The organism is Candidatus Microbacterium colombiense (assembly GCA_029203165.1).
Classification (GTDB): domain Bacteria; phylum Actinomycetota; class Actinomycetes; order Actinomycetales; family Microbacteriaceae; genus Microbacterium; species Microbacterium colombiense.
Genome location: CP119308.1, coordinates 2,557,567 through 2,580,575, shown reverse-complemented (window position 1 = coordinate 2,580,575; position 23,009 = coordinate 2,557,567). Strand labels below are relative to the sequence as shown.

Here is a 23,009-nt window from a genome sequence, read left to right as displayed (position 1 = left end):
ACATCAGCCTAGAACGGCGCGCGTTCGCGTCGCCGCCTTCATTCGGACGCCGATGGCCGCATTTCGGTCAGAGTCGGTGCTCCGTCAGAGCTCGCGCGTCATCTGCACTCGGCGCCCATAGCGGGTGAGACCGAGGGATGCCTCGGTCTCGACGAGCTCCCGGAGGAACGGGGTCTCCGGGATGCTCTCGAGAAAGCCGCACGAGGCGTAGAAGGGGGCGTTCCAGGGAACCTCGGCATACGTGCGCAACGTCATGCGCGTGTACCCTCGGTTACGCGCCTCGTCGACGGCGGCGGCGACGAGGGCTCGCCCATGGCCCTGGCGGCCTGCAGAGGGCAGCACAGATACCTGTTCGAGGTGCGCATTACCGTCGACGTCGAGGACGTGCACGAAACCCACGGGGGAGCGGGAGAGCGCATCTTCCCGGACGAGGACGAATCCCGGCGCAGAGAGACGCGCTGCTCCGTCACTGGACGGAGGCCACTGCCAGGCGCCCAGTACATCGATCAGCAGGGCGTCGGCTGCCGTCTCGATCACCTGGATCATCTCGGCATCGGCGGCGTATGCCGCGCGGATGGAGCTGCTCACGACGCGTCGCCTGCCACTGATGATATCCCAGGCGGTCACGACGTCCTGCTGTCGCGCGGAGCCGTCGCGGCGTGCGCGTAGGGAGCACCGGCGAGGTTCTCGGAGCGGATGAGTCTGACGGCGGATGTCATACCCTCGATCCTCCCATGAGCACGCGAAAGGGCCCTGTCCGGATGGACAGGGCCCTTTCGCGTGGGGGAGAGGACGAGGTTACTCGCCATCCTCCGACTTCGTCTTGCGAGGCTTCTTCACCGGCTCGGTCGCGATGACCGTGCTCGGCGTGTTCGGCGTCTCGTCGACGTGCGTCTCATCGACGGTGAGCGGAGCGTCCGGGAATCCGGCGCGCTCATGAGCGCCCTGGATCTCGGCAGCCTCGGTCTCATCGTTGTGGGCCGTGACGTGGTGCTGGTGCGCGTCGGCTTCCTCGACCTGAGCCTGGGTGAGCGGAGCCAGGCGGTCCTCGAAGAACCAGCGCGAGATGGAGGAACGGAGGTTCTCCGTCCACGGGATGCGGCCCTTGGCGTTCGGCCGCACGACGAGCGGCTCGTAGCCGTCGACATCGATGAGCTTCCAACGGTCGTACTGGTCGACGGGCTGGTGTACCTCGATGAACTCGCCACCGGGGAGGCGGACGATGCGGCCGGACTCGAAACCGTGCAGGACGATCTCGCGGTCCTTCTTCTGCAGGGCGATGCAGATGCGCTTGGTGACGAAGTACCCGAGCACCGGTCCGATGAAGAGCAGCGCCTGGAGTGTGTGGATGACACCCTCCATCGTGAGCATGAAGTGCGTCGCGATGAGGTCGGACGATGCTGCAGCCCACAGGACCGCGTAGAACACGACGCCGGCGACGCCGATGGCGGTGCGGGTGGCGGCGTTACGCGGACGCTGAGCGATGTGGTGCTCACGCTTGTCGCCGGTGACCCACGCCTCGATGAAGGGGTAGATCGCGACGAGCGACGATGAACAGGCCCAGCACGGCGACCGGGACGAGGATGCCGAACGACCACGTGTGGTTGAGGAAGACGATGTCCCAGTTCGACGGAGCGAGACGCAGGGCGCCGTCCGCGAAGCCGATGTACCAGTCGGGCTGGGTACCGGCGGAGACCGGGGACGGGTCGTACGGTCCGTAGTTCCAGATCGGGTTGATCGTGGAAGAACGTCGCGATCAGCACGATCGTGCCGAAGACGATGAACAGGTAGCCGCCCATCTTCGACATGTACACCGGCATCATCGGGTAGCCCACGACGTTGTCGTTCGTGCGGCCGGGGCCGGCGAACTGCGTGTGCTTGTTGATGATCATCAGCATCAGGTGCACGACGATCAGGGCGATCACGAGCATCGGGCAGCAGCAGGATGTGCAGCGTGTACAGACGCCCGACGATCGCGGTGCCCGGGAACTCGCCGCCGAAGAGCAGGAACGAGGTCCAGGTGCCGATCAGGGGGAGGCCCTTGACCATGCCGTCGATGATGCGGAGACCGTTACCCGAGAGCAGGTCGTCGGGGAGCGAGTAGCCGGTGAAGCCCTCGGCCAGCGCGAGGATGAAGAGCACGAAGCCGATCACCCAGTTCAGCTCGCGCGGCTTGCGGAACGCGCCGGTGAAGAACACGCGGAGCATGTGCACGCCGATGCCGGCGATGAACACCAGGGCCGCCCAGTGGTGGATCTGGCGCACCAGGAGACCACCGCGCAGGTCGAAGGAGATGTTCAGTGACGACTCGAGTGCCGCAGACATCTCGATTCCACGCATGGGCGCGTAGGCGCCGGTGTAGTGGGTCTCGACCATGGAGGCCTCGAAGAAGAACGTCAGGAAGGTTCCGGAGAGGAACACGACCACGAAGCTCCACAGCGCGATCTCGCCGAGCATGAAGGACCAGTGGTCGGGGAAGATCTTGCGACCGAGCTCCTTGACGAAGCCCGAGAGGCTGGTGCGCTCATCGATGTAGTTCGACGCGGCACCGACGAAGCGACCGCCGAGCGGTGCCTTGGTGTCCTTGTCCTCGTTGGACAGCGTTGCGGTGCTCAATGGCGCTCCCAGAAGCTCGGGCCGACGGGTTCCTTGAAGTCGCTGCGTGCGACGAGGTAGCCCTCGTCGTCGACCGTGATGGGCAGCTGCGGCAGCGGGCGAGCCGCCGGTCCGAAGATGACCTTCGCGTGGTCGGTCACGTCGAACTGCGACTGGTGGCACGGGCACAGCAGGTGATGTGTCTGCTGCTCGTACAGGGCGACAGGGCAGCCGACGTGCGTGCAGACCTTGGAGTAGGCGACGATCCCGTCGTACGACCAGTCCTTGCGGTCTTCCGCCTCGGTCAGCTGTTCCGGGCGCAGGCGCATCATCAGAACGATGGCCTTGGCCTTCTCCTCGAGGTAGCCGTCATGGTGGCTGAGGGTGGCGAGCTCTTCGGGGATCACATGGAAGGCAGAGCCGATGGTCACATCGGCAGCGCGGATCGGAGTGCCATCGGGGTCGCGGACGAGACGAGCCCCTTCTGCCCACATGGTGTGCTTCAGCAGCACCACCGGATCGCCGGCCGTGGGGTCCTCCGGAGTGGAGTGCGGAGCGAGGCCGCGGAACAACGTGACGCCGGGGATGATCGACGCGACGACGGCTGCGAACAGCGAGTTGCGGATCATCGTGCGGCGTCCGAAGCCGGACTCCTCGTTCGCGGTGGCGAACGCGTTGATGGCGGCCTCACGCGTCGAGTCCTTGCCCCGCGTGGGGTGGCGGTACTCGATGTGCTCCTTGTCGGACATCAGAGCCTTCGACCAGTGGATCGCGCCGATTCCGATGCACAGGAGTGCGAGGGCGATGCCGAGGCCGATGAAGAGGTTGTTCTGACGGATGTCGATGAGCGCGCCGCTCTCGATCGGGAACAGCATGTAGGCGGCGACCGCCCAGATGCTCCCGGCGAGGGACAGGTAGAACAGGGTGTAGACAGTGCGATCCGCTGCCTTCTCAGCGCGCGGATCCTTGTCGGTCATCCGCTCGCGGTGCGGCGGAAGCCCCGGGTTCTGCACGGGATCGCTGACTGCGACACCCAGCCCTGAAGAGGGCTGGTAGGCCCTGTCAAGAGCCTGCGAGTCGTCGTCGTGTGCCATGGTGCTCCTCGTACGTTCCTCTTCGATGAATAAGCGTCAGTTGGACTTCGCCGTGATCCACACGGTGATGGCGACGAGCGCGCCGATGCCGAAGATCCACACGAACAGTCCTTCGGAGACCGGACCGAGCGAACCGAGCGAGAAACCGCCGATCTGCACGGACTGCTGCTGGAAGAGGAGCGCGGAGATGATGTCGCGCTTGTCCTCGTCCGACAGGTTCATGTCGCCGAAGACCGGCATGTTCTGCGGGCCGGTGACCATCGCGGCATACATGTGCAGCGCGCTGGTCTCGGTGAGTGCGGGGGCGTACTTGCCCTCGGTGAGTGCGCCACCCGCGGCGGCCACATTGTGGCACATCGCGCAGTTGACGCGGAACAGCTCGGCGCCGTGCGCCACATCGCCCTCGCCGTCGAGGAGACGCTCCTCGGGGAAGGTGGGGCCGGGAGCCGTCTCCTGCACGAAGGCCGAGATCGCGAGGATCTGGTCCTCGGTGAACTGCGGTGCCTTCTGAGGCGCCTGCGGTCCCTGCATCTGCAGCGGCATACGTCCGGTCGACAGCTGGAACTCGGTCGCGAGCTCGCCGACGCCGTAGAGGCTCGGGCCGTTCGCGGTTCCCTGCAGATCGAGACCGTGACAGGTCGCGCAGTTGGCGGTGAACAGCTTCTCGCCGTCTTCGACGGTCAGCTGCGAGGTCGCGGCGGACTGCGTGTCGGTCGCGGCGAATGCCGCGGTCGTACCGGCGTACACGGCGCCGGTGATCATGAGGCCAGCTCCGATGAGCGCTACCGCAGCCAGGGGGCTGCGACGGCCATTAGAACGGCGCTTCTTCTCTCGTGCCATCTCGGGGATCAGCTCCGCTCTTATTTCAGGAAGTAGATAACGAAGAACAGCACGATCCAGACGACGTCGACGAAGTGCCAGTAGTAGGACACCACGATCGAGGACGTCGCCTCTTTGTGCCGGAAGTTCTTGACTGCATAGGCGCGTCCGATGACGAGCAGGAACGCGATGAGGCCACCGGTGACGTGGAGGGCGTGGAAGCCGGTCGTCAGGTAGAAGGCCGAAGCGTAGGAGTCGGCGCTGATCGGCATACCCTCCGCGACGAGGGTGGCGTACTCCCACACCTGGCCGGAGACGAAGATCGCACCGAGGGCGAAGGTGAGGAAGAACCACTCGACCATGCCCCAGCCGAACAGGCGGCGACGGCCTGCGCCGTTCTTCGCGCCCTTGCCGATGCGGTACGGCTGGAGGTCTTCGGCGGCGAACACGCCCATCTGGCACGTGAACGACGAGAGCACGAGGATCGCCGTGTTGACCGCGGCGAACGGCACGTTGAGCAGTTCGGTGCGGGCCTCCCACAGTTCGGGGGAGGTGCTTCGGAGAGTGAAGTAGATCGCGAAGAGTCCCGCGAAGAACATCACCTCACTGCCGAGCCACACAATGGTGCCGACAGCTACCGGGTTGGGCCGCTTGATGGTTCTCGCCGCCGGGGCATACGTCGCTGAGGTCGTCACCCTTCCATTATGGCCGATCCGCGGGCGTGATTCTTGCACTGGAGGCCCTTGTTCGACCGGCGTTTGACTTAGGTAACCCTAAGAAAACACTGCGAATCCTCGGTGAATACGCGGGAAACGGGCGATGCCATCGTGGCGGTAGGACGTTCGGAACGATTTGCACGTTTTCCCGCGCCGATAGGATCGCACACATGGCTGATTCGCTGACCTGGTCCGACGTGCTCACCTCTCTCTTGGAGCGACGTGACCTCAGCGTCTGGGAGTCGACCTGGGCGATGCGGCAGATCATGCGCGGCGACGTCACCGAAGCGCAGCTCGGTGGGTTCCTGATCGCCCTGCGCGCGAAGGGCGAGACGATCGATGAGATCGTCGGCTTCCGCGACGCGATCCTCGAGGCTGCGGTTCCCCTTCCCGTCTCACCTGACGTGCTCGACATCGTCGGCACAGGCGGCGATCGGGTCGGCACCGTCAACGTGTCGACCACCGCCGCGATCATCATCGGCTCCACCGGCATCCCCGTCGTGAAGCACGGAAACCGGGCTGCCAGTTCGGCCTCGGGCTCGTCGGACGTACTCGGCGCTCTCGGCCTCGAGCTCTCGCTCAATCCTGAAGCGGTGGCATCGATCCTGGATCGGACGGGGATCACCTTCGCCTGGGCGGGAGCCTTCCACCCCGGTTTCAAGCACGCCGGTCCCGTTCGCGCCGAGCTCGGGGTGCCCACGGTTTTCAACATGCTCGGGCCGCTCTGCAACCCCGCACGCGCTGAAGCGAACGCCGTCGGCGTCGCTCAGATCGAGCGCGTTCCGCTCATCACGGGAGTGTTCCGCACGCGCGGAGCCACCGCGCTCGTGTTCCGCGGCGACGACGGGCTCGATGAGCTGACGACCACCGGCCACAGTCGGATCTGGGAAGTCACCCGTGGCGACATCCACGAGCACGATCTCGATCCGCGTGATCTCGGCATCCCCATCGCCGAGCTCTCCGCCCTCTTGGGGGGATCCCCCGAACACAACGCGCAGGTGCTGCGACGCACGCTGCAGGGCGAGCAGGGCGCCGTGCGCGACATCGTGCTGTTGAATGCCGCGGCAGGAATCGTCGCGTTCGAGCTCTCGCAGGATGCCACGCAGGTGCAGAGGCCGATCCTGGAGCGTCTGCGCGAGGGCTACGAGCGCGCCTCGGCCGCCGTCGACGACGGGCGGGCTGCCGCCAAGCTCGACCAGTGGATCAGCGTGAGCCGAGAGCTCGCCTCCGCCTAGGACCGACCATGGACCCTGTCGACGCCCTGTTGGAGATCGCCTCGCTGCTCGAACGCGAGCGTGCGTCGCGATACCGCGCGAAGGCGTTCCGACAGGCAGCGGCGACACTGCAGGACCTGCCGGATGATGTTCGTGCCGATCCCACCCGCCTGCGGGCGAGCCGTGGCATCGGAGAATCGACCTTCGCCGTGATCCGTCAGGCGCAGGAGGGACGCGTGCCGGAGTACCTCGTCGAGCTGCGCGGAGACGTCGAACCCGAGCGGGTCTCAGAGCTTCGCGCCAGACTGCGGGGAGACCTTCACGCGCACACCGAGTGGTCGGACGGCACGACTCCGATCAGCGTGATGGCCGCGGCGGCTCGTGCGCTGGGCCACGAATACCAGGCGATCACGGATCATTCGCCTCGGCTTCGGGTCGCGCGCGGCCTCTCGGCCGAGCGCCTGCGCGAGCAGATCCCGCTCGTCCGCGCCGAGTCCGGCGGAGGCTTCACGCTCCTCGCAGGGATCGAGGTCGACATCCTCGAGGACGGGATGCTCGATCAGGATCCGGATCTGCTTGCCGAACTCGACGTGGTCGTCGTCTCCGTGCACTCGAAGCTGCGGATGGACTCCCGGCAGATGACGGCACGGATGATCGCCGCGGTGTCCCACCCGCGTGTGAACGTGCTCGGTCACTGCACGGGTCGACTGGTGCAGGGGGAGCGGGGGGCGAGGCCGCCGTCGGAATTCGATGCAGGCGCCGTGTTCGCGGCCTGCGCGGAGAACGGCGTGGCCGTCGAGATCAACTCACGGCCTGAGCGGCAGGACCCTCCGGACGAGCTCATCGCGATCGCGCTGGCGGCGGGCTGCCTGTTCTCGATCGACTCCGACGCGCATGCTCCCGGCCAGCTGTCGCTGCTCGATCATGGAGCGGAACGCGCAGAGCGGGCCGGTATCCCCGCTTCGCGTATCGTCACGACCTGGGGGCTGGAGCGACTGCTCGCCTGGGCGGAGTGATCGCTCAGAGAGCCACCGTCGACACGGCGGCGATGGCGCGGTCCATGGATCCGCCGAGGTTCCACTTCTCAGCGAGGGATCGTGCGGCGTCGGACTCGACAGGATCGAGAACATGCAGGGGTGTTCCCGGCGCGGTGATCGGCAGAGACGTCGCCACGGCGACGACGGTCGGCGCGACATCGAGGTAGGGCGCGGCGGCGAGAACCTTCGCCCTGACGCCGGCACTCATGCCCTCGCCGGCTTCAGCCGCTGCGCGGATGCCGGTGAGATCCGCGTGGGCCTGCAGCAGGGTCGCTGCCGTCTTCTCTCCCACACCGGCGACGCCCGGAAGACCGTCGGACGCGTCGCCGCGCATCGTGGCGAAGTCGGCGTACTGAGAGGGGAGCACCCCGTACTTCGCGACGACTGTCGCATCGGTGACGATCTCGAGATTGCTCATGCCGCGAGCGGTGTAGATCACGCGCACGTCGCGGGAGTCATCGATCAGCTGGAACAGGTCGCGGTCTCCCGTGACGATGTCGACGGGCATGGTCGCATCCGTCGCCAGCGTGCCGATCACGTCATCGGCCTCATGCTCTGCGATGCCGATGATCGGGATGCCGATCGCTGCGAGCGTCTGCCGGATGAGTGGGATCTGCGCCTCGAGGGGATCCGGCACCTCTTCGACGTCGGGACCGGCCGCGACGACCTCGACGACGCGGTGCGCCTTGTAGCTCGGGATCAGGTCCACACGCCACTGCGGACGCCAGTCATCGTCCCAACAGGCGATCACATGGGTCGGTTCGTAGAGGGTGACGAGCTTGGCGATGATGTCGAGCAGACCGCGCGCCGCGTTGATCGGTGACCCGTCCGGCGCGGTCACCTTGTCGGGCACCCCGTAGAAGGCGCGGAAGTAGAGGCTGGCAGTGTCGAGCAGCATGAGACGGTCGGTCACGAACGACAGTCTGGCACGGGCAGAGGACACGCGCCGGGGTCTGAGACGGTTCGCCCCGCCTCGACACCCAGAGGTATGACTACTTCTCTTCGCTCGTTCGCTTCTCTCGCCTTGGGCGGCGTGCTGCTCGCCTCCGCTCTGGCGGGATGCGCGACGACTGCCGGGAGCTCGCCGGCGCCCGAGTCGACGGCTGAGCCGACCTCTTCGGACCTGTCCTACGCACCGCAGGCCGCATGGCTGGACGCGACGGCGTTCGTGCTGAAGACCTGGAGCGACGCGTGCATGCCCGCGGTCGGGGACTTCGTCGCCGGCGATCAGTCGATCGAGCTCGAGTTGGTGAAGAACGCGGACGAGATGTGTGCAACCGTGCAGACCGCTCACGGTATCTACGTCGGTCTGCCCGCCGGGTTCGATTCATCGCGTCCGGTGGAGGTGATCATCACCGACGCAGGAGGGGTGGAGACGCAGCTCACACTGCCTGCCTTGGGCGATGGCGAGATCATCGCGGCGGACAAGCCAAGTGACCAGGCTCCCGCCGCCGCATGGCTCGGAGATGAGGAGCTCGCCGTGCTGACCTGGGGCTCGTCGACGTGCTTGCCGGGGGCTGGTGAGGTGGACGTCGTGAGTGAGGCCGAGGCCGTCGTCCGACTGCAGGAAGACACCGATGCGATCTGCACGATGGACCTCGTGCCGCAGATCACCTTCGTGTCGGCGAACGGCGCCACGGCGGGCGTTGCCCTGACTCTCGCTGACCATGTGGATGCCGACGGCGCGCCGGTGGTATTGCGCGTCGTGAGTTAGTCGGTCGTCGGCTGGTCGATCATCGGGTCTGAGTGGGCGGGTTCGCCGGTACGGGGATGCTTCAACACCCCGGGCCGGTGGGCCTCTGGGCACACGAATGGGCGACGAGTGCCGTGTGTGCCTCGAAGATGCGGATCTCCTGCGTCGGCCCGTCGGCCGTGAGCTCGCCCGCGACCGGGAACCAGCCGCCACCGAAGTTCACGGTGGCGGTGTATCTCACGTCGACCTCGGCGAGATAGGTGCCGCGCTCCTCGTAGACATGGCTCGTTCCCGTCGCCGTGAACTGTGCCTGCCCGAGATCCGACCACGGGCGCCCGCCGGTCGCGGTGGTCGCACGTTCACCGTCGCCGTACGTGAAGTCGTAGCCGGACGGCGTGAACCGCAGGGTGAGGGGGAATCCGAAGAGCGTCCCGGTGCGCGTGTGGGCGGATGCCGCCGCGACGAAGTTCGTCGGCATGCCCGCGATGCCCACGTTGCCGGGTTCTCCGACCGCGGTTGCCGACGCGGGGGAGAAAGAGGCGAGATCGCTCATCGTGACCGTCGGGAGTGCGGGGGCAGGGGCCGCGGGATCGTCGGGGTCTTCATCGGCCGGGCGACGGAAGCAGCTGAGGGAGTTGTCCGCGTCGTCCAGGCAGTCCTCGAAGACGAACTTCGTCGGTGGTGCGGGTGTTCCGGGGCCAGCATTTGTCTGGTGCGGCCGGTTGGATGGGGTCCGAGCGCCGGGCTGCGCACGCTCGGCCCTGATCGTCAACGAGGTGCCGCTGTTCGAAGAACACAGGCCCGCCGCGGCGAGGTTTGCATCACAGCTCGATCCGTTGCCAGGCGATCCAGCAGACAACAAGATGGCAGCCGCGGTCATGAATGTGCTTAGCACGCCGACGTCTCGCTCGCAGTCGATTCCGCGATCAGGAACGTGCCTCCCGCAGCGACGAACGCCACATCCAGATTGATGCGATCTCGGCGAGAAGCTGGCGTCACGTCGTCACCGCTTGCGTCAAGCAACTGGGTCCGGCTGACATCCATGCAGACAGACGCTGTGGCGATATTGGGTGTGGCATCCTCATCAAATTCTTGGCCGACAAAAGAAGAAACGACTCCGTCCCCGTGGATTGACAATTGATCTTCATCGAGGAGGCGAGAGGTTTCGTAATCACTTTCGAGGGCGAGGCCCGTGAGATAGGTCCGGGGCGACGACGGCTGGAGCCCAGCTCGGTCTGCATTCACGGCATCGTTGTACGCGCGGTAGGTCTCTTCGGCCGCGGCGAACGCCTCGGCTTCCGAGGCGAAGGCTGGTGTCGGACTCGGCTGGGGTGCCGGCGCAGGCGAGCATCCGGCGATCGCGATGGCTGTCAAGGCGAGGCTTCCGAGGGCGAGGAATCGGCGAGGCTGGAGGCGAGGCATCCGGAAAATGTAGTCGAACGTCGGCGAGTCGCGGGGGAGTTATCCACAGACATCGCGCGGCACAACACCGATCCCATCGGCATCCGAACTTCTGATAGCCTGAAGTGTCACTCGTGGCGTGCACTTGCATGCGCTGGTGACGAGCAATCCAATCCATCCGCTGTGACGCATGATGTCGGCCGTGCGCGGCCGTTGATTCGCAGCCTGAGTTCCATTCAACAAGGACAACCCACTACATGACTACCGCAACGACCGCCCCGGCCACCAAGCAGGTCGCCATCAACGACATCGGATCTGCTGAGGACTTCCTGGCCGCGGTCGAGAAGACCCTGAAGTTCTTCAACGACGGCGACATCATCGAAGGCACGATCGTCAAGATCGACCGCGATGAGGTCCTCCTCGATGTCGGATACAAGACCGAGGGTGTCATCCCCTCGCGCGAGCTTTCGATCAAGCACGACGTCGACCCCAACGAGGTCGTCGCAGTCGGCGATCTGGTCGAGGCCCTCGTTCTCCAGAAGGAGGACAAGGAAGGCCGTCTGATCCTGTCCAAGAAGCGTGCGCAGTACGAGCGTGCGTGGGGCGACGTCGAGAAGATCAAGGAGAACGACGGAGTCGTCACCGGAACGGTCATCGAGGTCGTCAAGGGTGGACTCATCGTCGACATCGGCCTGCGTGGCTTCCTCCCGGCGTCGCTCATCGAGCTGCGTCGCGTCCGCGACCTCACGCCGTACCTCGGCCAGGAGATCGAGGCCAAGATCCTCGAGCTCGACAAGAACCGCAACAACGTCGTGCTCAGCCGCCGCGCGCTGCTCGAGCAGACGCAGTCGGAGTCGCGCACCACGTTCCTGAACAACCTGCACAAGGGTCAGGTCCGCAAGGGTGTCGTCTCGTCGATCGTCAACTTCGGTGCGTTCGTCGACCTGGGCGGCGTGGACGGCCTCGTGCACGTCTCCGAGCTGTCCTGGAAGCACATCGAGCACGCCTCCGAGGTCGTCGAGGTCGGCCAGGAGGTCACCGTCGAGATCCTCGAGGTCGACCTGGACCGCGAGCGCGTCTCCCTGTCGCTGAAGGCGACGCAGGAAGACCCGTGGCAGGTCTTCGCCCGTACCCACGCGATCGGTCAGGTCACGCCGGGTAAGGTCACCAAGCTCGTTCCGTTCGGTGCGTTCGTTCGCGTCGCAGACGGCATCGAGGGCCTCGTCCACATCTCCGAGCTCTCCAGCAAGCACGTCGAGCTGGCCGAGCAGGTCGTCTCCGTCGGCGAAGAGGTCTTCGTCAAGGTCATCGACATCGACCTGGAGCGTCGCCGCATCTCGCTGTCGCTCAAGCAGGCCAACGAGTCGGTCGACCCCAACGGCACCGAGTTCGACCCGGCCCTCTACGGCATGGTCGCGGAGTACGACGACAACGGCGAGTACAAGTACCCGGAGGGCTTCGACGCCGAGACCGGTGCGTGGAAGGAAGGCTTCGACGCCCAGCGCGAGGCATGGGAGCAGGAGTACGCTGCAGCCCAGGCTCGCTGGGAGGCGCACAAGGCTCAGGTCACCAAGGCGGCCGAGGCAGAAGCTGCAGCCGGCGAAGACTTCGGCGGCCAGTCCTTCTCCAGCGAGGCCGCAGGCGCGGGCACGCTGGCGGACGATGAAGCTCTCGCGGCGCTCCGCGAGAAGCTCTCGGGCGGCAACGCTTAAGCATCACGCTCTGGAACGGGCCGTCACCTTCGGGTGGCGGCCCGTTTCGCGTCTTCGGCCGGCGTTCGACGCGAAACCATCTGCTCGAGCGTGCCAGGATGGAAGCCATGCCCCTCATCGCACTCACCGGCGGGATCGCGTCCGGGAAGTCGACCATCGCGCGGCGACTCGCGGAACACGGAGCCGTGATCGTCGACGCCGACCAGATCGTGCGCGACGTGCAGGCGCCCGGCACTCCGGTCCTCCAGCAGATCGCCGACGAGTTCGGCTCGGAACTCGTCACGGACGACGGCGCATTGAACCGTGCGGCTCTCGGCGCCCTGGTGTTCGGGCATCCGGAGCGGCTGGCGCGGCTGAACGGGATCGTCCACCCGGCGGTGCGCGCGGAATCGCAACGACGGTTCGATGCGGCGTTCGCGTCTGATTCGGACGCCGTGGTCGTCTACGACGTGCCGTTGCTGGTGGAAGCCCGCGTGGATGATCCCTGGGACCTCATCGTCGTCGCTCACGCGCCCGCGGCGGTCCGACTGCGTCGCTTGGTGGATATCCGCGGCATGGACACCGACGCTGCCCGCGCGCGCATCGATGCGCAGGTCTCCGACGAGCGGCGGCTGGCGATCGCCGACGTGGTGATCGACACCGCGGACACTCTCGACAGCACCCATGCGCAGACGGACGCGCTGTGGGAGCGGATCCGTCCGCGGTGACGCGAGAACCGTTCACCGGACACGCTCCCGGCTCGCCCACATACCGACGCCTGATCGCCGGCCTCTTCTTCGCCGGCATCGCGACGTTCGCGCAGCTCTACTCGACTCAGGCGGTGCTGCCTCGCATCGCCGATGACCTCGCGGTCTCGCCCGCCACCGCCGCGCTCAGCGTCTCGGCGGCGACTCTCGGCCTGGCGGCGGCCGTGATCCCGTGGTCCATCGTCGCCGATCGGATCGGCCGCGTGCCCGCGATGGCGGTCGGCGTGATCGCGGCGACCCTGTTGGGACTGTGCGCACCGTTGAGCGCAGACATGGGGTTGCTGCTCGTGCTCCGCACGGCCGAGGGCGTCGCTCTGGGGGCGATCCCGGCTGTCGCGCTCGCGTACCTGAGTGAAGAGGTGCGACCTCGCCATGCCGCGGCCGCCGCCGGCAGCTACATCGCCGGAACGACCGTGGGTGGACTGCTGGGTCGCATCGTCGCGGGTGTGGTGGGCGATGTCGCCGGGTGGCGGAACGGCATCCTGACCGTCGCGATCGTCTGCGCCTTCGCCGCGGTACTGTTCCTGTGGTTGACTCCGAAAGCCCAGGGATTCGTGCCTCGCCGGTTCGACGCCCCCGACGGCCACAGCATCCTGACGCGCCTGCTCATACCGTTGCGATCGTCGCAGTTGCTCGCGCTGTATGCCCAGGGCTTCCTGCTCATGGGGTCGTTCGTCGCCGTGTTCAACTATCTGGGCTTCCACCTCACCGATCCGCCGTTCGACTTGCCGGCGTGGGTTGTCACCCTGCTCTTCGTCGCCTACCTTGCAGGAACGCTCTCGTCGCCGTGGGCCGGTTCCCTCGCATCGCGCTTCGGACGCTATCCCGTGCTGCTGGTCTCGATCCTCGTGACCGCGCTCGGCGCCGCGATCATGATGATCCCGAGCGTTCCCGTCGTGCTGGCAGGACTCCTGCTGTTCACGGCCGGGTTCTTCGCTGCGCACGCGGTGGCGTCGGGGTGGGCTCCGGTCGCCGCGCCCGAAGGGACACGCGCACAGGCGTCCTCCCTCTACTACTTCGGCTACTACGCCGGGTCCAGCCTGTTCGGCTGGGCGCTCGGACTCGTGTTCGGAGGATCGAGCTGGACGTGGTTCGTGCTCCTCATCGTCGCGATGTGCGGGGCAGCAGCGGCGATCGCCGTCGGCGGTCTCCGCTCGGCGTCATCCGGCCGGCCCTGACCGGGTCTCGGGGCGACGCCCTATGTCTGGACACCATCGGTCGGCTGATTCGAGGTACGCCGCCGCTGTCGCCACCGGACCGCAGCGATCACCACGATGACGAGACCGATCAACAGGATGCCCGCGACCAGCGGCACCAGGATCGCTGCCGACGCGAGAAGGAACGACGCCCCGTCCTCGACAGTGCTCAGCACCGGGGCGGCGAGACCGGCCGTCGTGGCGTTGGCCGCCACGCGGGCGGTGGCCTTCACGACGTGCACGACCAGGGCGATGACGATTCCCGTCACGATCGGGATCCAGGAGCCGTTGGCGAAGAACGACTCGGCATCGTCGAGAGCCAGCGTCTGCGCGCTCGCTCCGGCGCCGAAGGCGATGCCCCCGGCCGCGGGTCGGAGGATGCTCTGGATGACATCGTTCACCGAATCCAGGGCGGGGATCTTGTCGGCGATGATCTCGAGGACGAGCAGTGCTCCGAGGACCCACAGGGCGAGGTCGCTCGAGAGCCAGGACCAACCGTTCGGCAGCTCGATCGCAGGGAGCAGCCGATCGGCGATGCCGAGCAGGAACAGCGGCATCCATGCGTTGAGACCAGCAGCGGCAGCGAGGCTGGAGCCGATGACGAACTCGATCACACCATCACTCTATGCTCAGGTCGCCCGCCGGCCGCCCGGATGTCCGAGGGGCGGCATACGCTGGAAGCATGCAACCCACGCGCAGTGTCCGTCCCTTCGAGGTCATCAGCGAGTACGCGCCGGCCGGAGACCAGCCGGCCGCGATCGCGGACCTGGCGTCGCGCATCAACGCGGGCGAGACCGACGTCGTGCTGCTCGGCGCCACCGGTACCGGCAAGTCGGCGACGACGGCCTGGCTGATCGAGCAGGTGCAACGGCCGACTCTCGTTCTCGCGCACAACAAGACCCTCGCCGCTCAGCTGGCGAACGAGTTCCGCGAACTCATGCCGAACAACGCGGTGGAGTACTTCGTCTCGTACTACGACTACTACCAGCCCGAGGCGTATGTGCCCCAGACCGATACCTTCATCGAGAAGGACTCCTCGATCAACGCGGAAGTGGAGCGTCTGCGCCACTCGACGACGAATTCCCTACTCAGTCGGCGCGACGTCGTCGTGGTCTCCACCGTCTCCTGCATCTACGGCCTCGGCGCGCCGGAGGAATACCTGCGCGCGATGGTCGCCCTGCAGGTGGGGGAGCGGTACGACAGGGATGCTCTCATCCGCCAGTTCATCGCGATGCAGTACAACCGGAACGACGTCGACTTCTCGCGCGGCAACTTCCGCGTGCGGGGCGACACCATCGAGATCATCCCGGTGTATGAAGAGCGTGCGATCCGGATCGAACTCTTCGGTGACGAGATCGAGGCGCTCTACTCGCTGCATCCGCTCACCGGTGAGGTCCTCGAGAAGCTCGACTCGGTGCCGATCTTCCCCGCATCGCACTATGTCGCGGGCACTGATGTGATCCAGCGGTCGATCGGAACCATCGAGACCGAGCTCGAGGAGCGCCTCGCCGAGTTCGAACGCCAGGGCAAGCTGCTGGAGGCTCAGCGACTCCGCATGCGCACGACCTTCGATCTGGAGATGCTCCAGCAGCTCGGCTTCTGCTCGGGCATCGAGAACTACTCCCGCCACATGGACGGACGCTTGCCGGGCGAGCCGCCCCACACGTTGTTGGACTTCTTCCCTGACGACTTCCTGCTCGTGATCGATGAGTCGCACGTCGCGGTGCCCCAGATCGGCGCCATGTACGAGGGCGACGCCTCCCGAAAGCGCACGCTCGTCGATCACGGGTTCCGTCTTCCCAGTGCGATGGACAACCGCCCGCTGCGTTGGGACGAGTTCAAGAATCGGATCGGTCAGACCGTCTATCTCTCCGCGACGCCCGGGAAGTACGAGATGGGCATCGCCGACGGCGTGGTGGAGCAGATCATCCGCCCGACAGGCCTCGTGGACCCGCACATCATCGTCAAGCCGTCCAAAGGTCAGATCGACGATCTGCTCGAGGAGATCCGCCTGCGCGTCGAGCGCAACGAGCGTGTGCTCGTGACGACACTCACGAAGAAGATGTCGGAAGAGCTCACCGACTTCCTCGGCGAGCACGGAGTCCGCGTGCGGTACCTGCACTCTGACGTCGACACCTTGCGACGCGTCGAGCTGCTCAGTGAGCTGCGCGCGGGCGTGTACGACGTGCTGGTCGGCATCAACCTCCTGCGAGAGGGTCTTGATCTGCCGGAGGTCTCGCTGGTGGCGATCCTCGATGCCGACAAGGAGGGGTTCCTGCGCTCGGGTACCTCGCTCATCCAGACGATCGGTCGTGCGGCGCGAAACGTGTCGGGCGAGGTCCACATGTACGCCGACAACATGACCGACTCGATGACGAAGGCCATCGATGAGACGGATCGTCGTCGAGACAAGCAGATCGCCTACAACAAGGAGCACGGCATCGATCCGCAGCCGCTGCGCAAGCGGATCGCCGATATCACGGAGGTGCTGGCACGAGAGGGCGCAGACACCGCCGACATGATGTCGGGGCGCGGCCGCGCCACAGGCAAGGGCAAGTCGCCGACGCCGAATCTGCGTCGCACCGGGATCGCCGCCGAAGGGGCGCAGCAGCTCGAGGCGACGATCCAGGATCTCTCCAATCAGATGCTCGCCGCGGCGGGAGAACTCAAGTTCGAGCTCGCCGGACGTCTCCGTGACGAGGTGCAGGATCTGAAGAAGGAACTGCGCGCGATGGAGCGCGCCGGTCACGCCTGAGCGCGTGATGGAGACGGCTGATGAATGCCGCAGGGGAAGAGCTGGCCGATCGGATCAGGGCGCTTCTGAGTGACGGCGTCGGTATCGAGGAACGGCGCATGTTCGGGACCAGGGCGTTCCTGGCTGACGGTCGGATTCTCGTCGGCGCGCGTGCCGGCGGGGTGTTGTTGGTACGTGTCGACGACGAGGCCGGTGCGGCATTGTCGACACGCCGAGGAGTCGCACGTGCCGTGATGGGCAGCAGGACGATGGGTTCCGGCTGGCTCGACGTCTCGGCGAGCGCGCTCGCGGGCGACGATGAGCTGATGTTCTGGCTCGACGTCGCGCGAGAGCGGAGGGACACCTAGGAGGAGCCGCGGCGAGAGCGGATAGGGGAGAGAGTGCCGCCGCGGAAGGTTTCGCCGGGTCGAGCAGCTCTCAGGGGCAGTGCACGAGCGTCCTCGGCCCTGACCTGTCGATCTCGTGCGCGGTCATCGGCGCACCGCAGAGAGGGCAAGCACGCTCTGCCCGCTCCGCCGGGCTGGGCGGTGGCGTCTTCTCGTAGGGGCCGACGGATGCGGGGCCTGCGAAGCGGATGAGATTCGTGTTCACCCAGGCGTAGAGACCACCTGCGTCGCGGATACGCGTGCGGAGCGGAGGACGGTCGGATTCCTGTGCCATGTTTCTTAGTGTACTAATGATTAGTGCGGATGTATAGTTGCGGTGTGACGGCACCCGACGACCTGCTCCGCCTCGAGAATCAACTCTGTTTCGCGCTCGTGACCGCGGCGCGCAACGTCGTCGCGATCTACCGGCCGATCCTCGAGCCGCTCGGGCTCACGCATCCCCAGTACCTCGTCATGCTCGCCCTCTGGGAGAGCGCACCGCGTTCGCTGAACGATCTCGCGGCCGAACTCGCCGTCGAACCCGCGACAGCTTCTCCGCTGGTGAAGCGGCTCGAAGCTGAAGGGCTCATCGTGCGTCAGCGCAGCACCGAGGACGAACGCCGTCTCGATATCACGTTGACGGATGCAGGGCGGGCGCTGCGCGAGCGTGCTCTCGACGTGCCAGGACAGGTGATGTCGGCCGTGGGGATGGACGTGGGGGAGATCTCCGCACTCCGCGACGGTTTGGGTCCGTTCGTCGGGCGCCGCATCGACGCCGGATGAGCACTCTGTGAGTGGGGCGGAGCCGATGTCCGTGGCCCCTCGTAGACTTGTCCGGTGTCCATTGTCCCCGTAGTCACCCCAGGCAAACTCAGTGTTCGCGGCGCCCGCGTGCACAACCTCAAGAACGTCGACATCGACATTCCCCGCGACTCGTTGGTCGTCTTCACCGGCTTGTCCGGATCAGGAAAGTCCAGTCTCGCGTTCGACACGATCTTCGCGGAAGGGCAGCGTCGCTACGTCGAATCGCTGAGCGCGTATGCGCGTCAGTTCCTCGGTCAGGTCGATCGTCCTGATGTCGACTTCATCGAGGGTCTGAGCCCGGCCGTGTCCATCGATCAGAAGTCGACGAACCGCAACCCGCGGTCGACGGTCGGCACGATCACCGAGATCTACGACTACATGCGACTGCTCTGGGCACGCATCGGCATTCCGCACTGCCCCGAGTGCGGCGAACGGATCCAGCGCCAGACCGTGCAGCAGATCGCCGATCAGCTGATGACGCTGCCCGAGCGCACCAGGTACCAGATCGTCGCTCCGATCGTGTCGCAGAAGAAGGGCGAATTCGTCGACCTCTTCCGTGAACTCGGCGCGAAGGGCTACTCGCGAGCCATCGTCGACGGCGACCTCGTACAGCTGGCCGAACCGCCGACGCTGAAGAAGAGCTACAAGCACGACATCGCCGTGGTCGTCGATCGTCTCGTCGCCGCAGACGACATCCTCGGTCGCGTCACCGACTCCGTCGAGACCGCCCTCGGGCTGGCGGGGGGCGTCATGCAGGTGAACTTCGTCGAGGAGGAGGGCGATGCCGCCTGGCAGTCTTTCTCCGAGAAGCTCTCCTGCCCGAACGGCCACGCGCTCACCCTGACCGAGATCGAGCCCCGCACGTTCTCGTTCAACGCGCCGTTCGGTGCCTGCCCGGCCTGCTCCGGCCTGGGCACGCGCATGTCCGTCGACGTCGACCTGATGCTCGCCGATGAGGACCTCTCGATCCGGGATGGCGTCATCATCCCCTGGACGACCCAGGGCAAGGGGCTCTTCCAGTACTACGAGCGACTGCTCGAGGGGCTTTCGCGCGACCTGGACTTCTCGCTCGACACCCCGTGGCGGGAGTTGCACTCCGATGTTCAGGACGCGATCCTGCGCGGAGAGAACTACAAGGTCACCGTCAAGTGGAAGAACCGCTACGGCCGAGAGATGCGCTACGCCTCGGGATTCGAGGGAGTGGTTCCCTACATCGAACGGCAGTATCTGCAGGCCGAGTCCGACAACCAGCGCAACCGCTGGGGCGAGTACCTGCGTGAGGTGCCGTGTCCGGTGTGCGACGGGAACAGGCTCAAGCCCGAGGTACTGGCCGTGCAGGTGCACGGGCACTCGATCGCCGAGGTGTCGCACCTCAGCCTCGCCGACGCGCGTGCCTTCATGGAGACGCTGACGCTCAGCGACCGTGAGGCCAAGATCGCCGCGCAGGTGCTGCGGGAGATCCGTCTGCGCCTCGACTTCCTCCTCCAGGTCGGTCTCTCCTACCTGAACCTCAGCCGCTCGGCAGGATCGCTCTCGGGAGGTGAGGCGCAGCGGATCAGACTGGCGACGCAGATCGGCTCCGGGCTCACCGGCGTGCTCTACGTGCTCGACGAACCGTCGATCGGCCTGCACCAGCGCGACAATCGCCGACTGATCGACACGCTCCTGAAGCTCCGTGACCTCGGCAACACGCTCATCGTCGTCGAGCACGACGAAGAGACGATCGAGGCAGCTGACTGGGTGGTCGACATCGGACCGGGCGCAGGTGTGAACGGCGGCACGGTCGTGCACTCGGGCCCCTACTCCGCACTACTGGACAACAACGACTCGATGACGGGGGAGTACCTCTCCGGCCGCCGCGAGATCCCGATGCCGGCGAAGCGACGCAAGATCGACAAGAAACGTCTGCTGAGCGTGGTCGGGGCGCGAGCCAACAACCTGCAGAACGTGACGGCCGACTTCCCCCTCGGTGTGCTCACCGCGGTCACCGGAGTGAGCGGTTCGGGCAAGTCGTCCCTCGTGAACGACATCCTGTACCAGGTGCTGGCATCCCGACTGAACGGTGCGCGCACCGTTCCGGGCAAGCACACCCGGGTGACCGGACTCGACAACCTCGACAAGGTCGTGCACGTCGACCAGGCCCCGATCGGTCGCACCCCGCGATCGAACCCGGCCACCTACACCGGCGTGTTCGATCGAATCCGCACGCTCTTCAGCGAGACGCCCGAGGCCAAGGTGCGCGGGTACCAGCCCGGTCGATTCAGCTTCAACGTCAAGGGTGGCCGCTGCGAGGCGTGTTCGGGCGATGGCACGATCAAGATCGAGATGAACTTCCTGCCCGACGTCTACGTCGACTGCGAGGTCTGCCACGGCAAGAGGTACAACCGCGACACGCTGGCCGTGCACTACAAGGGCAAGAACATCGCCGAGGTGCTCGAGATGCCGATCGAGGAAGCAGAGTCGTTCTTCGAGCCGATTCAGGCCATCCACCGATACATGAAGACGCTCGTCGACGTGGGGCTCGGTTATGTGCGCCTCGGTCAGTCGGCCACCACGCTCTCCGGCGGCGAGGCGCAGCGCGTCAAGCTCGCGACAGAGCTCCAGCGCCGTAGCAACGGTCGCAGCGTCTACGTGCTCGACGAGCCGACCACCGGTCTGCACTTCGAAGACGTGCGCAAGCTGCTGGAGGTGCTCAACGGCCTCGTCGACAAGGGCAACACCGTGATCGTGATCGAGCACAACCTCGACGTGATCAAGTCGGCCGACTGGGTCATCGACCTGGGGCCCGAGGGTGGATCCGGCGGCGGTCAGATCCTCGCCACCGGCACACCGGAGCACATCGCTCGCGTCGAAGAGAGCCACACCGGACAGTTCCTCGCCGAGATCCTCGGGGAAGGGCGCGCAGCGCGGAAGGCCAGCTGATGGCCGACGTGCTCCCGTACAAGCCCAGAACCGGAGAGATCCCGACGGATCCGGGCGTGTACCGTTTCCGAGACGCCGACGGGCGCGTGCTCTATGTGGGCAAGGCCAAGAACCTTCGTCAGCGTCTGTCGAACTACTTCGCTCCTCTGCGTACCCTGCACGAGCGGACGCGCCGCATGGTCACCACGGCCTCCTCTGTCGAGTGGACGGTCGTTCCCACAGACGTCGACTCTCTCCAGCTGGAGTACATGTGGATCAAGGAGTTCGATCCGCCGTTCAATGTGCGGTACAAGGACGACAAGTCCTATCCGTTCATGGCCGTGACGCTCGGTGACGAAGCTCCTCGCGTGATCGTGACCCGAAATCACAGGATCCCCGGCGCGCGCTACTTCGGTCCGTACCCCAAGGTGTGGGCTGTGCACGAGACGATCGATCTGATGGTCAAGGCGTTTCCGATCCGTACCTGCAGTGACGCCAGCTACAAGCGCGCGATGCAGACGGGGCGGCCATGCTTCCCCGGGCAGATCGGCAAATGCGGCGGACCGTGCTCGATGACCGTGACGATCGAAGAGCACCGTGCCATGGTCGACGACTTCGTCGCGTTCATGGCCGGTAGCGACGAGCGATTCACCCGTGAGCTGACCACGCGCATGCTCGCGGCGTCGGCGGCGATGGATTACGAGGCCGCAGCGAAGTACCGCGACAAGCTCACCGCGATCGAGGCCGTGCTCGGCAAGAGTGCTCTCGTGCTCCCGTCCGACGAGGATGCCGACCTCTTCGGCATCGCGGAGGACGAACTCGCGGCGGCCGTGCAGCACTTCGTGATCCGCGGCGGGCGCGTGCGGGGTGTGCGGGCGATGACGATCGAGAAGGAGATCGACATCTCGAGCGGGGAGCTCGTCGACCAGGTGCTCCAACGCGCCTACGGCGAAGCGCAGGACGTTCCGAGGCGCATCCTCGTGCCGACACTGCCGGAAGATGCCGTTGAGCTGGAGGAGTGGCTTCGTACGCGCCGCGGTCGCAAGGTCGAGCTCGCGGTGGCCCAGCGCGGCCAGCGTGCCGACCTCATGCGCACGGCAACGCTGAATGCGCAGCAGGCCCTGATCAGACACAAGACCCGCCGAACGAGCGACTACGTCGCACGAACCCAGGCATTGACGGATCTCCAGGATGCCCTGGGCATGACCGAGGCACCGTTGCGCATCGAGTGCTTCGACATCTCCCACCTCAGTGGGACGAACGTGGTCGCCTCGATGGTGGTGTTCGAGGACGGACTGCCGCGCAAGGATCAGTACCGCTCATTCGGCATCGCTGAGACGACCGACGACACCGACTCGATGTATCAGGTGTTGCGCCGTCGCCTCGCTTACCTCGACCGTCCCGACCCCGTCGTCGTGTCCGACCCGATCGCCCTTTCCGGCGTGGCCATCGATGATCCCCTCGCAGAGGAACTCGTCGAGACGCCGGAGCGTCGCAAGCCGCGGTTCGCCTATCCGCCTCAGCTACTCCTCGTCGACGGTGGCAAGCCGCAGGTGGAAGCGGCCGCCCGCGCCCTCAGAGACGCGAATCACACCGAGATCGCCATCTGCGGTATCGCCAAGCGGCTCGAGGAGGTGTGGCTCCCCGGCGAGGACTTCCCCGTCATCCTCCCGCGCACCAGCGAAGCCCTGTATCTCCTGCAGCGTCTGCGCGATGAGGCGCACCGGTTCGCCATCACCCATCAACGACGAAAGCGGAAGAACGACATCACGTCGGTGCTCGCCGAGGTCCCCGGGCTCGGCGCCGCGCGGATCAAGATTCTGCTCAAGCATTTCGGCTCCGTCACGGCTCTTCGCGCTGCTGAACCCGGGGCGATCGAAGAAGTGCAGGGGATCGGGCCGGTGCTCGCGCAGAATATCCACACCCATCTCTCCACTCGCTAGTCTGGACTGCGAGGGGGA

20 protein-coding genes and 1 pseudogene are annotated in these 23,009 nt (G+C 66.0%); 11 read left to right on the top strand and 10 right to left on the bottom strand.

What is annotated here, in order from left to right; all coding sequences use genetic code 11:
• Positions 1 to 84 precede the first annotated feature (84 nt).
• The 5 genes and pseudogenes from P0Y60_12500 to P0Y60_12480 all read right to left on the bottom strand — a co-directional run bounded on the left by P0Y60_12500 (position 85) and on the right by P0Y60_12480 (position 5,107).
• A complete protein-coding gene (locus P0Y60_12500) occupies positions 85 to 588 on the bottom strand; it encodes a GNAT family N-acetyltransferase (protein WEK60147.1) in 504 nt (167 codons plus the stop codon).
• A 210-nt stretch (positions 589 to 798) separates the two neighbouring features.
• Positions 799 to 2,601, bottom strand: a pseudogene (locus P0Y60_12495) (cytochrome bc complex cytochrome b subunit).
• 11 nt (positions 2,602 to 2,612) lie between these two features.
• Positions 2,613 to 3,689, bottom strand: a complete 1,077-nt coding sequence (locus tag P0Y60_12490; GenBank protein ID WEK60146.1) for a Rieske 2Fe-2S domain-containing protein — start codon at positions 3,687 to 3,689, stop codon at positions 2,613 to 2,615.
• A 36-nt stretch (positions 3,690 to 3,725) separates the two neighbouring features.
• Positions 3,726 to 4,529: a cytochrome c gene (locus P0Y60_12485; protein ID WEK60145.1), complete on the bottom strand. Its 804-nt coding sequence runs from the start codon at positions 4,527 to 4,529 to the stop codon at positions 3,726 to 3,728.
• A gap of 20 nt (positions 4,530 to 4,549) precedes the next feature.
• Complete coding sequence (locus tag P0Y60_12480; protein ID WEK62913.1) at positions 4,550 to 5,107, bottom strand: heme-copper oxidase subunit III; 558 nt, start codon at positions 5,105 to 5,107, stop codon at positions 4,550 to 4,552.
• Positions 5,108 to 5,394: 287 nt separating this feature from the next.
• On the opposite strand from P0Y60_12480, the gene trpD reads away from it, so the two are divergent.
• Together trpD and P0Y60_12470 are read left to right on the top strand one after the other, a co-directional pair.
• Positions 5,395 to 6,459, top strand: coding sequence for an anthranilate phosphoribosyltransferase (gene trpD / locus P0Y60_12475; GenBank protein WEK60144.1), 1,065 nt, complete (start codon positions 5,395 to 5,397; stop codon positions 6,457 to 6,459).
• Between the two features lie 8 nt (positions 6,460 to 6,467).
• A complete protein-coding gene (locus P0Y60_12470; protein ID WEK60143.1) occupies positions 6,468 to 7,454 on the top strand; it encodes a PHP domain-containing protein in 987 nt (328 codons plus the stop codon).
• A 4-nt stretch (positions 7,455 to 7,458) separates the two neighbouring features.
• Here P0Y60_12470 and P0Y60_12465 read toward each other — a convergent pair whose 3' ends face one another.
• The gene (locus P0Y60_12465) at positions 7,459 to 8,388 is read right to left on the bottom strand and encodes a 5'-3' exonuclease (GenBank protein ID WEK60142.1); all 930 of its coding nucleotides are present in this window, start codon (positions 8,386 to 8,388) and stop codon (positions 7,459 to 7,461) included.
• 75 nt (positions 8,389 to 8,463) lie between these two features.
• On the opposite strand from P0Y60_12465, the gene P0Y60_12460 reads away from it, so the two are divergent.
• Positions 8,464 to 9,189: a hypothetical protein gene (locus tag P0Y60_12460; GenBank protein ID WEK60141.1), complete on the top strand. Its 726-nt coding sequence runs from the start codon at positions 8,464 to 8,466 to the stop codon at positions 9,187 to 9,189.
• A gap of 61 nt (positions 9,190 to 9,250) precedes the next feature.
• On the opposite strand, the gene P0Y60_12455 is transcribed toward P0Y60_12460, so the two are convergent.
• Together P0Y60_12455 and P0Y60_12450 are read right to left on the bottom strand one after the other, a co-directional pair.
• Positions 9,251 to 9,721 (bottom strand): hypothetical protein, encoded by a 471-nt coding sequence (locus P0Y60_12455; protein WEK60140.1) that lies wholly within the window; start codon positions 9,719 to 9,721, stop codon positions 9,251 to 9,253.
• 335 nt (positions 9,722 to 10,056) lie between these two features.
• Complete coding sequence (locus tag P0Y60_12450; GenBank protein WEK60139.1) at positions 10,057 to 10,590, bottom strand: hypothetical protein; 534 nt, start codon at positions 10,588 to 10,590, stop codon at positions 10,057 to 10,059.
• 236 nt (positions 10,591 to 10,826) lie between these two features.
• Between P0Y60_12450 and rpsA the strand changes: the two genes are divergently transcribed.
• The 3 genes from rpsA (at position 10,827) to P0Y60_12435 (ending at position 14,205) form a co-directional block, all read left to right on the top strand.
• Complete coding sequence (rpsA, locus tag P0Y60_12445) at positions 10,827 to 12,281, top strand: 30S ribosomal protein S1 (protein WEK60138.1); 1,455 nt, start codon at positions 10,827 to 10,829, stop codon at positions 12,279 to 12,281.
• A 107-nt stretch (positions 12,282 to 12,388) separates the two neighbouring features.
• Complete coding sequence (coaE, locus tag P0Y60_12440; GenBank protein ID WEK60137.1) at positions 12,389 to 12,988, top strand: dephospho-CoA kinase; 600 nt, start codon at positions 12,389 to 12,391, stop codon at positions 12,986 to 12,988.
• Positions 12,985 to 14,205: an MFS transporter gene (locus tag P0Y60_12435; protein WEK60136.1), complete on the top strand. Its 1,221-nt coding sequence runs from the start codon at positions 12,985 to 12,987 to the stop codon at positions 14,203 to 14,205. Before coaE ends, P0Y60_12435 begins: the two co-directional genes overlap by 4 nt.
• Positions 14,206 to 14,225: 20 nt before the next feature.
• On the opposite strand, the gene P0Y60_12430 is transcribed toward P0Y60_12435, so the two are convergent.
• The gene (locus P0Y60_12430) at positions 14,226 to 14,837 is read right to left on the bottom strand and encodes a DUF4126 domain-containing protein (protein WEK60135.1); all 612 of its coding nucleotides are present in this window, start codon (positions 14,835 to 14,837) and stop codon (positions 14,226 to 14,228) included.
• Positions 14,838 to 14,905: 68 nt separating this feature from the next.
• Here P0Y60_12430 and uvrB point away from each other — a divergent pair, with 68 nt between their 5' ends.
• Both uvrB and P0Y60_12420 read left to right on the top strand, forming a co-directional pair.
• Complete coding sequence (gene uvrB, locus P0Y60_12425; GenBank protein WEK60134.1) at positions 14,906 to 16,978, top strand: excinuclease ABC subunit UvrB; 2,073 nt, start codon at positions 14,906 to 14,908, stop codon at positions 16,976 to 16,978.
• Between the two features lie 20 nt (positions 16,979 to 16,998).
• A complete protein-coding gene (locus P0Y60_12420) occupies positions 16,999 to 17,325 on the top strand; it encodes a TfoX/Sxy family protein (protein ID WEK60133.1) in 327 nt (108 codons plus the stop codon).
• A gap of 70 nt (positions 17,326 to 17,395) precedes the next feature.
• On the opposite strand, the gene P0Y60_12415 is transcribed toward P0Y60_12420, so the two are convergent.
• Positions 17,396 to 17,638 carry a hypothetical protein gene (locus P0Y60_12415; protein WEK60132.1) on the bottom strand — a complete coding sequence of 81 codons (243 nt, stop codon included), beginning with the start codon at positions 17,636 to 17,638 and terminating at the stop codon, positions 17,396 to 17,398.
• Between the two features lie 44 nt (positions 17,639 to 17,682).
• On the opposite strand from P0Y60_12415, the gene P0Y60_12410 reads away from it, so the two are divergent.
• The 3 genes from P0Y60_12410 to uvrC are packed head-to-tail and all read left to right on the top strand — an operon-like array spanning position 17,683 to position 22,991.
• On the top strand, positions 17,683 to 18,126 hold the full coding sequence (locus P0Y60_12410; protein WEK60131.1) for a MarR family transcriptional regulator: 444 nt from the start codon (positions 17,683 to 17,685) through the stop codon (positions 18,124 to 18,126).
• Positions 18,127 to 18,180: 54 nt separating this feature from the next.
• Positions 18,181 to 21,069: an excinuclease ABC subunit UvrA gene (uvrA, locus tag P0Y60_12405; GenBank protein WEK60130.1), complete on the top strand. Its 2,889-nt coding sequence runs from the start codon at positions 18,181 to 18,183 to the stop codon at positions 21,067 to 21,069.
• Positions 21,069 to 22,991 (top strand): excinuclease ABC subunit UvrC, encoded by a 1,923-nt coding sequence (uvrC, locus tag P0Y60_12400; GenBank protein WEK60129.1) that lies wholly within the window; start codon positions 21,069 to 21,071, stop codon positions 22,989 to 22,991. The genes uvrA and uvrC overlap by 1 nt, the downstream gene beginning before the upstream one ends.
• Positions 22,992 to 23,009: the final 18 nt, after the last annotated feature.